This is a genomic window from Cohnella sp. 56 (genome assembly GCF_037963805.1).
Lineage (GTDB): Bacteria > Bacillota > Bacilli > Paenibacillales > Paenibacillaceae > Cohnella.
In genome coordinates this window covers 65,145-77,296 of the sequence record NZ_JAZDQE010000008.1, presented here as the reverse complement: position 1 = coordinate 77,296, position 12,152 = coordinate 65,145, and the positions used below count along the sequence as shown (strand labels likewise).

General features: G+C 59.9%; 7 protein-coding genes. All 7 read right to left on the bottom strand.

Features of this window, described 5'->3' with window-relative positions:
- Nucleotides 1-32: 32 nt before the first annotated feature.
- Nucleotides 33-3,671 carry a hypothetical protein gene (locus VQ071_RS15370; protein WP_340514952.1) on the bottom strand — a complete coding sequence of 1,213 codons (3,639 nt, stop codon included), beginning with the start codon at nt 3,669-3,671 and terminating at the stop codon, nt 33-35.
- A 20-nt stretch (nt 3,672-3,691) separates the two neighbouring features.
- Nucleotides 3,692-6,250: a GH116 family glycosyl-hydrolase gene (locus VQ071_RS15365; protein ID WP_340514951.1), complete on the bottom strand. Its 2,559-nt coding sequence runs from the start codon at nt 6,248-6,250 to the stop codon at nt 3,692-3,694.
- Between the two features lie 15 nt (nt 6,251-6,265).
- Nucleotides 6,266-7,117, bottom strand: coding sequence for a carbohydrate ABC transporter permease (locus VQ071_RS15360; RefSeq protein WP_340514950.1), 852 nt, complete (start codon nt 7,115-7,117; stop codon nt 6,266-6,268).
- Nucleotide 7,118: 1 nt separating this feature from the next.
- The gene (locus VQ071_RS15355; RefSeq protein ID WP_340514949.1) at nt 7,119-8,015 is read right to left on the bottom strand and encodes a carbohydrate ABC transporter permease; all 897 of its coding nucleotides are present in this window, start codon (nt 8,013-8,015) and stop codon (nt 7,119-7,121) included.
- Between the two features lie 78 nt (nt 8,016-8,093).
- The gene (locus tag VQ071_RS15350; protein ID WP_340514948.1) at nt 8,094-9,413 is read right to left on the bottom strand and encodes an ABC transporter substrate-binding protein; all 1,320 of its coding nucleotides are present in this window, start codon (nt 9,411-9,413) and stop codon (nt 8,094-8,096) included.
- Nucleotides 9,414-9,534: 121 nt separating this feature from the next.
- Entirely contained in the window at nt 9,535-11,211 is a 1,677-nt protein-coding gene (locus VQ071_RS15345; RefSeq protein ID WP_340514947.1) for a cache domain-containing sensor histidine kinase, read from the bottom strand.
- Nucleotides 11,208-12,008: a response regulator transcription factor gene (locus VQ071_RS15340; protein ID WP_340514946.1), complete on the bottom strand. Its 801-nt coding sequence runs from the start codon at nt 12,006-12,008 to the stop codon at nt 11,208-11,210. The genes VQ071_RS15345 and VQ071_RS15340 overlap by 4 nt, the downstream gene beginning before the upstream one ends.
- Nucleotides 12,009-12,152: the final 144 nt, after the last annotated feature.

Sequence of the window (12,152 nt, the reverse complement as noted above, 5' to 3'; positions counted from 1 at the left end):
ACTGCTAGCTTGCCCTCGCTTAATCCGGCGCCTCAGGGCACCGTCGTCAGCTTCAATACCTTGACCTCTTCCGGCTGCAGCGTCAGCGAGAGCTGATCGCCTGTCATCGCCACGGGCGTATTGTCCGTCAGCTCCTGCGCCGCCACTTGCGCACCCAATCCCATTCCCGTGCGGTCGATCGTGATCGTAGACGTCGCCGCCGCGCTGCCTTGATTCATGAGCGTGAGATAGACGGTGCCGTCTGCGCCGTAGCGCTCCATCGCAATCGCCGGATTGCTGGCGCTTGCTCGCGTCACCGGCTGCCAGCCCGCTTCAGCTACCGCCTTGACGAGTGGAATATAGGTGAGAAATAGCCCTCTGTCTCGATCATAGAAGCTCGCATTTTTCCAATAGTTGGACGCATTGTCCGCCGTGGCGCTGAACGCGCTCGGATACATGCCGTAAAACAGCAGCTTCTCCATATAACGCTCCATGTAGGCATGGCCGAACTTGGTGAAGTCGGTATTTTGCAGCATGAGATACGGCTTCGGTCCGGACAGCGTGCGGTACTTGCTGAGCGTCTCGTCCGAATCGGGATTAAAGGTGTCGCCTGCGCCCAGCCAGTTGCGTTCGTTGCCCATCGCGTCGAGCCACGGCATATACATCGAGTAGACATGCGGCGTCCCGTTAGCCATCAGGTACCGTCCGTCGGCATGAAGCTCGTCCGCAAGCCGCGTCGTCGCTTCCCAGCTTGAGAACGCCCGGTGGACGGCAGGCTGCAGGGTTACTTTGGAGTATGCGAGCGGCGCGATCGCATAGGCGAAGTGATCGCGGTTGTAGTTCAGCGTGTAGGGCCAACCGTCCAGCGTATCCAGGTACTCCCCGTCGGGCTTCGGACCGGTCGTATTGTAGCGCGCGTCCATCTTGTCTGCGCTGAAATACATCCGGTAGCCGTTCGAGTCGCCCGGCAGGTCCGGATTCGCGTTGATCATCCAGAGCGCGCCCACATTCCACGGCGTATCCAGCCATTGGAGATACGGGTCGCCTGCGGCATTGCGCATCGCTGCAGCCTGCGCCATCTGCGCCTTCTCCTCGCCGAGCGCGGCCGCGGCATCGCGCGCACCCTCCGCCGTCGCGACCGACTTGGGCAGCTGAGGATTGATGCTCTGCCACCACGAAGACAGCTCCTGGTAATGGAACACCAGTATATCGTTCGCATTGGCATAGGCGGTGTCTACAGGATCGTCGTCTCCTTCCTTGAACCGGAAGCCGAAGTCCTCGTTGTCCGGCACATCGGAGATCGAGGCGAACGGCATCCAGATGCCTTGATCCGGAATTCTGACCTCGTAGAACTCGGGGAATAGCTTCATATACTTATCGAAAGCGCCTCGAAAGCCCTGCGTGCCGTCAAAACCGTAAATGACAAAGCCGAAATCCGCGGCCGACGGAAAGTTGTCCGTATCCGGAGACAAGCCCAGCTCGAACGTAATCAGCATTTGCCGCGTGCTGCCGTTGTAGTCGAGCCGGTAGTGGGTCGGGTGACGGTAATCCACGCCCAGCGACAATCCTTTACCCGTTGCAGGATTATAAATGGCGGACATCGGATAGATCGACAGCGGCCCCGTCTCGAAATCCGGAGCTTGGCTGTTCGTGAATATATCGCCCGCCTGTCCGGTATGAATCGTCCGCTCTCCGCGGACATAGTCGCCCCACTTCCAGCCGTCCGCATTTACCGGGAGCGCGTAGGTAAGCGTGACAGCCCGGTCCGCACCGCGCATATCCGTCAGTCTGCCCGATACCTTGATCCCCTCCGGCACGGCCTCGAAAGCTGCGTCCACGCTCAGATCGAGCCCGGCCGCGGTGCCGCTGAAGCCGTCGGTCCGGCTGCCCGCCGTGCGCTCGAAGCCGTAAACGTCCGAATCCGCCGCTTGATCGCGCACCAGGAAGCCGGACGCCGTGCCTCCCGACGCCAGCTCGCTGCCGCCCAGCTTCAGCGAGGAGACGCCTCGGCTGCCGAGCGACAGCGCCAGACCGCCCTGGGATTGATACGTTGCGTAGGCGCTTCCCGCGTCATACGGCAGCGGCGTGACAAGCGCGTCTTCGAAGACGGCAGCCTCCGTGGCGATCTCCTTGACCGAAAAGTCGTCGAACCAGACTTCGCCCGTATGTCCGTCCCGGAAGATGCCGTAGACGGAGATCGTCTGCACCGCCTTTTGCGGCTGAAAATATAGCTGGCCGTATTGCCAGTCGTGGCTGCCCGTGCGAAACGGCATCGTCTGTGCGAATTGGCTCGTCCCGTCCGTATAGAACACGTCCATATAAAGCGCGTAGCCGCGGTCGATGTCGCCGCTGACATTCGATGCCTTGCTCCAGCCGCTGAACACGATCAGCTGCGGCGCGGATTGGTTCAATTGCAGCGTCTGGTAGATGCCCGAGGCGTCGGTCCCGGCGGCGTTCGCCAGCTTGATCCCCCGGCTGCCGCCGCGTCCGCCGCTTGCCTCTACGGTATAGCCTTGTCCGAACGAACCCCAGCCGTCGATCGTCGCGCCAGTCCCATTTTGCAGCGAGCCGTTCTGCAGGCGCTCCGTGCCGGTCGCGGACAGCTCCCGCCGCTGCATGGCGATGCCCGCCTCGCCTGCATCCGGCAATTCCTCCAGCGTGACGTTGTCGAACCAGACCGTGCCCGCGCGGTTGTTGAACAGCGCATACACGGTGATCGCCTTGATTGGCTTCGCCGGATTAATATAGAGCTGCCGGGGCTGCCAATCGTGACTGCCGGCGTCGAACGCGGCGTAGTGTCCCCATTCATGCGTATCGTCCGCATAGGTCAAGTCTGCATAAAGCGCGTACGAAGCGTCCGGCGTGCCCGCGACGCCGCTTGCCTTGCTCCAGCCGCGCACGAGCAGCGGCTTGATCGCCGTGCGGTTCAGCGTCGCCGTATGGTAGATGCCGTACTCGCCGCTACCCGACGCATTCGCCGCTTTGACGGCGACGCTCGCTCCGCGGCCCTCCCCGGCGGCGACCGCATAGCCGTTCTGCCAGCCGCCCCAGCCGGCGATGCTGCCGGAGGAGACGGTCTCAAAGGCTCCGTTCGCCAGCAGATCGGCAGGCAGCTCCTGTACGGATACGTCGTCGAACCACACTTTTCCCGTCTTGCCGCGCATGAGGAGATACACGGTCATCTCTTTGACCGGCTTCTCCGGATCGATATACATTTCGGCTTTTTCCCAATCGTGCGTGCCCGTCTGGAATCCTTTGGCTTCGCCGTACAGATGCGTATTGTCCATGTAGGTCAGATCGACCCACAGCGAATAATCCGTGGAGACGCCGCCGCTGACATTTTGCGCTTTGCTCCAGCCGACGACCTTGAACGGCTTGACCTCGGCGCGGTTCAACGCTATAAATTGGTAGCCGCCGCACTCTCCGGCGCCAGTCAGCTCGCAAGACAGGGAGCGCGAGCCGGAGCGGCTGACGGACGAATCCGCCGCATAGCCGCTGTACCAGCCCAGCCAACTGCCGGCTGTGCCTCCTGCCCCGGACTCCATGCCCCCGTTCGTCAGCAGCTCGGCTGCCGCATGCGGATAATCTGTCTCCGCGTAGTAGGCAGCTGCCGGCGAGTTCGGACCGGCGACACCCCCGAGCAGCAGCAGGCCGATCATCATTATCGTCAATCCTCGAATGGCAGCACGCATAGAGCGATTCCTCCCGATTTTCAGTAATGGATCGTCAAGCTCATTCCCGCCTCCAGCTTGGCGGGCTTATCCAGCATCGCGATGCCCCCGGCAACGATACTCCGTCTGTCGACACCACCCAAGGTCACCCTGGCCTCGGATACGCCTGCGAGCCTGCCGCTGCGGATGCCGCTCAGCTCCATCCTGCCGCCCAGCACTGTCAGTCGCAGCGTGCCTGCCGACATGTCCACCTCTCCCCAGCCGCTGCCGAGCGACCAGAAGCAGCGGAATCGCCCGCCCTGCTCCGCCGCAGGCGTAAAGCCGATCACCCCGCTCGTCATATCGAACTCCGTCCCGCTCATGGCGAGCAGCAGCGCATAGGAGGACATCGCCCGCGCATAGTGGCTGCCGCATTCGAATTCGTTCCACGGATTGCGCTTCTCCCCGTCGTACCGCTCCCTGACGGCCTCTACGACAGCCAAGCCCTCTGCCACCATGCCTGCGTAGATCATATGGCTGGCCGCCTGATATTCGAAGCCGGACATACATTCGTCCGCATAAGGTACGGGAACGAGCGGCCGTCCGCCGTGCGGCCATGTGCATACGAGCAGCCCGCGCTCGTCGTTGAGCGCGTACACCCGGTTCGCATTGGCATGGCCGCGCATGGACACAAAATTATAGCGATAAATGCTGGCGAGCGCCCGGCCGACTTGCCCGGGATCGAAAATATCGCCCAAGCCCGCGACTGTCGCATGCCATTGGCCGATCACCTGGTCGATATGGCAGCCTTCGCCAATCTGGTATTTGACCTGGCCCAGCTCGGGATCGATCGGGCAGCAGGCATCCGTCAGGTCGAGCATCTGACGATAATACTCGCCGTTAAACGTATGGCTGTCGATCCAGGCCCTGCCGCGCGCATACAGGTCGGAATACGCGGCCGCGTCTTCGTCCCCCAGCGCCTCGCCCATCCGCGCTGCCGCAAGCAAAGCGGCCTGGTAATAGCCGTTCAGGTAGGCGCTCGGACCGTACTGCTCGACATCGAGCGTATGGTGCTGCGCGCCCTCCAGCACGCCGTCGCGGTCGCGATCCCAGCCGTGCTCGTTGTCCGGATGCCAGGCATAGGCGAGCGCCCTTTTGACCGCCGGCCACAGCGAACGCATCCAGGCCGTATCGCCCGACAGCTTCCACTCGCGATAGGTCCGCACGATGGCGCCCATCTGTCCGTCGACGGCCGCATGATAATCCGACTTCTCTCTGCCCGGCGGCAGCATAAGGCGAAATGCCATTTTGCCGCTCGGGTACTGGTTGTACAAATAGTCGGCGCTGCGCATCGTTCTGGCGAGTCCGGGGAACAAAAAAGCAAGCGCCTGCTCGTAGTTCCATACATGCGTACAGCTCCCTTCGCAAGAGCCTTCGTCCGTATGACAGCCTTCGAAGCCGTACAGCGTGCCGTCCGTCAAACGCAGGACCGTGGGCGATTTGAGCGTCGACAAATTGGCGGATACCGCGTCCAGCACCGCCTCCGGCAGGCTGGAGCCGAACAGGGCTTCCTTAAACAACTGCGTCTCGCCGGACAACCGCTCGTAGTTCGCAAACAGATAGGAAGCGGTCTCCCTGGCGTCTTTAAACCGTACGGCATAGTAATTTTTCCAGGCGGCCGCCCGCCCGCCGTCGGAGTCCGCGGGCGGATTCCAGTAATTGTACGCCCATGGGAAGTGCCAGCTGATGGCGAACCGGAACACCGCGCTCTCCCCGGGCTCCAGCGTGCGATGCGCGCCCAGACTGCATGTATCGTAGTTTTTTTCGACGACGCGGTAAGCGTCCAGATCTCTGGGCGCCGTATATGTCCGTTCCCGAAGACGACCAGGAGACGCGAACTCTCTCCAGAACACGGTCACGTTGTCGAACCACTCGCCTCTGTACCAGTAGGTCTGCCTGCTGGTATCGTCGGCGTCCGTAGTCAGCGCCAGCTCTCCGTAATCCGGACTGTCCGGAGTCTGCGCAGCCGTAGATAACACAACCCCGCTGACGCCGTCCGCATCGAAGGCTGCGTTGAACGACTGCTCGGTGAACGGATTGGAGACACACCCGACGAGCGAGACGTCAAGCGCTTGCCCGGATTCGTTGAATACTTCGTAAGCGAACACCGCCGCCGGCAGCGACGAGTCCGCATCGTTCATCGGGATAAACGGATTAAACGCCGTCAGCTTCACGCGCAGCGGGTCTCCCGCATCCTTGAATTCGAGCTCGGCAACCGGGAACTGCCCCCGGAACGTCCAGTCGCGGTAATGAGGGAAGCCCGTCATCTGGCCTCGGCGAGGTCCGAAGCCGTAGCCCTCGAATCTCCCGCGTCCCTCTCCCGAATACGGCGGCTGCTTGTCGCCCTGCACAATCTTGGCCATCACTGTCTGTCCGTCCCGCTCTGCCTTGACGGCAAAAAAAGAGAAGCCGTTCAGATTCATATGAGAGGGGCGGTTGCGGATTTGCCAATCGACAAGACCGCCGTTGCCCGCCAGACCGATGCTTCCCGTCCCGATCCCGCCTAGCGGAAAGGAAATTTCCTGCGTATGCCGTCCTGTGTACACAAAGCCTTTTTTCATGTCCGTCGTCTCCTTCTATCCCTTGAGCGAACCGGAGGTCATGCCCGCAATAATATAGCGCTGAAGAAAGAGATAGAATAACAGCAGCGGCGCAATCGAGAGGAACAGCATCGGAAACAGGCTGGTCCAATCTACCGAAAATTGTCCGATATTTCTGAATACTTCCAGCAGGAGTACGCCCTTGTCGCGCGATTGCAAAAACAGCAGCGGCGTTATGAAGTCGTTCCAGGTGCCGAGCACGTTCAGAATCGTGACTGTCGCCAGGACGGGCATCAGCAGCGGCAGCGTCACCGCGCCGAAAGTGCGAAACACGGTGCAGCCGTCAATCTTGGCCGCTTCCTCCAGCTCCAGCGGCACGGTCGATTCGATGAATCCCTTCAGCAGAAAAATAGAGAAGGGCAAGCCATAAGCGATCTCGATCAAAATAACGCCCGTCAGCGTGTTCATGAGGCCCAGCTCCGACACGAGCCGGAACAGCGCCAGAATGCCCATCTGGTAGGGAACCATCATGCCGGCTAGGAACAGCATAAAAATCAGGCGCGTATAGCGGCGAGGTCTGCGAGCCAGCGTGTAAGCCGCCATCGCGGCGAACAGGACGATGCCGGCTACTGCGCCGGCGCTGATCGTGACGTTGTTCGCGAGCGCCCGGCCGAACCGCATCGTATCAAGCGCGACCGCATAGTTGTGCCACGACCACTCGGACGGCAGCCCGAGCGGACGGCGCAGCGCTTCGGCCGGCGACTTGAAGGTGGTGACGAACAGATAGTAGACAGGAATGATAAACACGGCAGCCGCAAGCCACATGGCCGCTTCGGCGAGCCTGCTCGTCCATGGCCTGCGGCCTCCCGACCGTCGATCGATTGTCATGTCAGCGATTCCCCCAGAGCTTGACCAGCCTTAGCTGCAAATACGTGATGATGCCGACCATCGCGACGAATACGATGCCGAATGCGGAGCCGAAGGCATAGAAGCCTTCACCGAGCCCTTTTTTGACCATCAGCGACACGATCGTCTCCGTCGCATGTCCCGGCCCGCCGGAGGTCAGCGAGTAGACGATGTCGAATACCTTCAGGCCGCTGATCATGACCGTGACCGTGCAGAAGGTGATGGCCGGCGCCAGCAGCGGCAGGGTAATGCGCCCGAACGACTGCATCGGTCCGGCCCCGTCCAGCTTCGCGGCTTCATAGTATTCCGGATTGATGCTCTGCAGGTTGGCCAGGTAAATGACCATATTGTAGCCGACCCACTGCCATACTTGCGTCAAGATAACGGCATAGATCGCAATATCGGAATCGCCCAGAAAATTGATCTTGCCGATACCGAGCGACACGAGTCCGCGGTTGATCAGGCCAAAGTCGGAGGTGGAATAGAGGTAGCTCCACAAGAAACCGATGATCAGCGGGCTGAATACGGCGGGCATGAAAAAGACGGAGCGCAGCAAGGCGCGCGTCCTGAACCGATGGTTCAGCGCCGCGGCGAGCGGTATGGCGAGCGCATTGATCAGAATCGTGGAAATAACGGCGTAGGTCAGCGTATTGCGAATGCCGGTCACATAGATGTCTTCCTGGAAGATGGCGCGATAATTGCGCCAGCCGACGAAGGAGACATGCCGCGGATGAACGTCCGACCAATTCGTAAAGCTGAAATAAAACGTGCTGGCGGCCGGATAGACGAAAAACAGAACGTATACAGCCAAGGCCGGGAGCAGCAGCAGCGCATAAGCGGGCTCCAGGCGGCCCTGCCGTCTCGATAAAATACGTAACATCAAGCTCTGATCCTTTCGCGGAGAGGGAAGCGGCGATTGGATACGCCGCTCGAATATGCCGCTCCTTCTCTCAGCAGGTTATTTGCTGCGCAGCGCGGCGGCCTTTTTGTCCACCGAGGCGAGCGCCTGCTCCGGCGTCGCCTGTCCGCCGACGACCGCCTGAATCATCTTGCCGAGCTCGTCGATGATCGGGTTGCGCAGCACGCCCCAGCCGTTCGGCGGGAAGTACACATTGCCCTGCTTGAACGCTTCCTGCGCATCGCGGTACTCGGCGGGCATCTCGAACTCGACGCCCTTGAGGAAGGAGGAGCCGCCTTTGTTATCGTTCCAGTAGGCTTCCTGGCCTTCTGGCGTAGACAGCAGCTCCAGCACCTGGAACGCCGCTTCCTTCGCCGTCGACTTGGCGTTGATGCCGAAGGCTACGCCGGGTCCGCCGACCATCCAGCCCGGACCGCCCTTGGTGCCGAGGTTAGGGAACATGCCGATGTTCATATCCGGATTTTTCTGCTTAAACGTATCCATGTACCAGGGGCCCGTCTGGAACATGGCCGCCTTGCCGCTGGTGAACTCGTCGATCGCCTGCTCTTCCTCCAGACCGAGCATGTCCTTCGTGAAGATGCCCAGCTTCAAATACTCGGTCCATGTGTTCAGGGCGGGCAGCAGCGCCTCCTTCATGGATGCGCTCCCGGTCCGGAACGCTTCGTCGAAGCTCTTGCCTTCCGGCAAACCGATATAGTCGTTCAGCGCCAGCGCGATGAAGGACTGCATGGCGACGTTCGCGTTTTTGAGACCGATCGCCTGCGGCTTGATGCCGTTGTCCTGGAACGTCTTGGCGACCGCAAAATATTCGTCCAGCGTCTTCGGAATTTGGAGATTGTATTTGTTGAAAAGATCGACGTTGTAATAAATACCGTTGAACCAGCTGGCCTGCGGAAGTCCGTACAGCTTGCCGTCAAACGTCACGTACGAGGTGCCGGAGTCGTAATATTTCCCGGCAAAGCGCGGAGTAAGGTCCTCGAAATAGCCGAGCTTGACCGTCGTCTCGTCGATCAGCCCGCCGATGATGTCCGGAGCTTCTCCGGCCGCGAGCTGCGTCTTGATGATCGTGTCGTACTGGGTCGCATCGATAAACTGGTATTCCAAGTCCACGTTCGGCAGCTTGTCTTCGATAAGCTGGAGCAGCGTCTTCATGCTGTCTTCCTTGTTCCAATACGACATTCTGACCTTGACCTTCGTACCGGCATCGCTCGACCCGTCGGATGAAGCGCTTGCATGCGATGCTTGTTGCGAGGCCGTACTCGAAGCTCCCGCGTTGTCTTTGCCGTCGGATCCGCAGCCCGCCAGAATCGGAGTAAGCCCCAGCAAGATGGATGCGGCGGCAAGCAGCTTTTTTGTCATAACGACGAACATCCCCTTCTCTTCTCGTTGATGCGGCGACCCCGGGTTATCGCCGCGTGCTCCTGCCAGTCCAGTATACGAAGAAGGAGAGACCCTCCGAAATACAACAATTTATCGATCTCTATCGGAAAATCGCTGGATGTGGACTTCGCTGCCCCCCCGGCAGCCGCACTTCGACCGTCGTGCCGAGGCCGACCCGACTCGATATCTCGAGTCCGTACGGCTCCCCGAAATAGAGGCGCAGCCGCTCGTGGACGTTGGTCAGGCCGTAGCCGGAGGACCGGCTCGTCAGCAATCCGGAGACGGTCTCCTCATCCATACCGACCCCCGTGTCGGAGATCGACAGCACGAGATCGCCGTCCTGGATGCGCCCGCCGACCGTCAGCATGCGGAGGCCCTCCGTTTTCTCCTTCAGGCCGTGATCGATCGCATTCTCGACCAGCGGCTGCAGCACCAGCCGAACGATGCCGAGCGGATATATGCGGTCTTCCAGCTCGTACACGACGTCGAAGGCATGGCCGGACATGATCTGCTGCAGCTCGACGTAGCTCCGCACCATCGACAGCTCGTCGCGAACCGAGATGTATTCTTTTCCTTTGTTCAGCGCGGTCCGATAGAACTTCGCCAGCAGCGTCACCGTACGGCTGATGTCGTACGCTTCCTTGCCGATCGCCTGCGAATTGATGAGCGACAGCGAGTTGTACAAAAAGTGCGGATTAATCTGTGCCTGCAGTGCGATCAGCTCCGCTTCCTTTCTGGCGATCCGATTGACGTACGCCTCCTCGATCAGCTGGTTGATCCGTCTCAGCATCAGTCCGAAACGGTTCGTAAGCTGGCCGATCTCGTCCCTGGAGACGGCGGTCACAACGAGGTCCAGCTCGCCTTCCTCCACCCGCCTCATGCGATCGTTCAACTTCATAAGCCCATGCAGCAGCGTGCGAGAAAACAGCGCAATAATAACCGACAGCACCGCCATGCACAGCACGATCATAACGGCGGTCGCCTCGATAATGCCCGCCGTGCCTTCTGCGATATGCTCGGTCCCGGCATAATAGGACAACGTCCAGCCCGTCTGCGGAATGGCGCGATCCATGCGAAGGAAGGCGTCCGGCGCAGCAGCCTCCCCTTCCTTAAGCGAAGAATAGACAACCTCGCCGCCGCTGTCCTTCAGGACAACGCCGTCCGCGCGGTTGATTTTGTTCATCACTTCGCTGACCATGCGCTCAAAGTCGAAGCGAATGTAAAGCATGCCCTGACGCTCACCGTTGCCGGGCTCGTAGATATTGCGGGTGGCGAACAGCGTGCGGCCGTCGCTCCACCAGCGCGTCGCCGTCGACGTACCGGTTGCCGCGTACCAGGCTTCGCTGCGAACGAGGGAGGCCGGCTGAAAAAAATTGCCGAATGCCTTATCCCTGCGCTCCGAATAGATCGCGATCTCCTTCATCTCCGACATAAAGAACAAATAATTCCAAAAAATCGGTTCGACATCTTCGTTCAGATCCACGGCCAGCTCGTACACGTCCTTGTCCGTGTCGGCGACCGCGCTGATGACCTGCGGATTAAAAACGATGGACTTGATCGGATACGCCTGCCGCTCAAAGCGATACGCCAACTCGGAAGAAAGCTGATCCGCCGTCGTCGCGGCGGATACGCGAAGCTGGCGCTTCAGATCCTGATTCGAGCTGCTGTAGGCATAAGCGCCGAGGAGGCACAACGGGATAATGATAACCGCGCAGTAAGACAGGATGAGCTTCTTGCGGAGCGAGAGATCGCGGAACGCCCGGAGCAGCCCTCTCATGGCTGAATGCCTTTCTCCCTGTACTGGGCCGGCGAGCAGCCGAAGTGCATTTTAAACAGCATGGAAAAATACGAAGGGTTGCCGTAGCCGACCGACTGTCCGACATCCGCCACTTTAAGATGTGTCGAGGCCAACAGCCGGCTGGCTTGCTCCATCCGTATGCGAATGATGTGCTTGCCCAAGTTTTCTCCCGTATCGGCTTTGAACAGATGCCCCAGGTAGCTGGCGGACAGAAAGACTTTGGCGGCCAAATAATCGATATTGAGATCCGCGTTCCCGTATTCTTCCTGAACGAGCCTCCTGACATCGCGGATCACCTTGCGGACGCCATCGCCCGAAGCTTCGTCCGACGATGCCGCGCTTGTCCCCGATTCCGCATCTCCGGCGGCGCAGCTATCGGCTTGAGCCTCCCGCGCACGTTCGGCGAGGCCGATTGCTTTGTCCATGACAGCCAAGAACTCCTCGATATCAAGCGGCTTCAGCAAATAGTGGATGGCCCCCAAACCGATCGCTTCCTTGGCATATTCAAATTCGCCGAAGGCGCTGTAGATCACCAACTGCACCGCCGGATTGAGCAGCTTGGCATGGCGGGCCAGATCGAGGCCGTTCATACGCGGCATCTTGATATCGGTGAATAAAATCTCGCAGCTGTCCCGGCGAAAATGCGCAAGCGCCTCCTCTCCGTTCGCAGCCGTCGAAACACGCAAGGGCAAACGATGAATTTCAATCAATTTGCGAATCGTTTGCGTCTCGATCGTTTGATCGTCCACCAGCAAGATCGCGTAAGGAGGAACCATAATTTTGCCGCTCCTGTCGAATGAGGTTAAATTTTCTGAATATCTTAACAGACAACTGCGGAACTGGAAAGCGACGAATTCGCCGGGCGAATGCGCCCGGCAGGCTAAAATGCGATACATGAGCATGCAAAAAAACCGCATCCG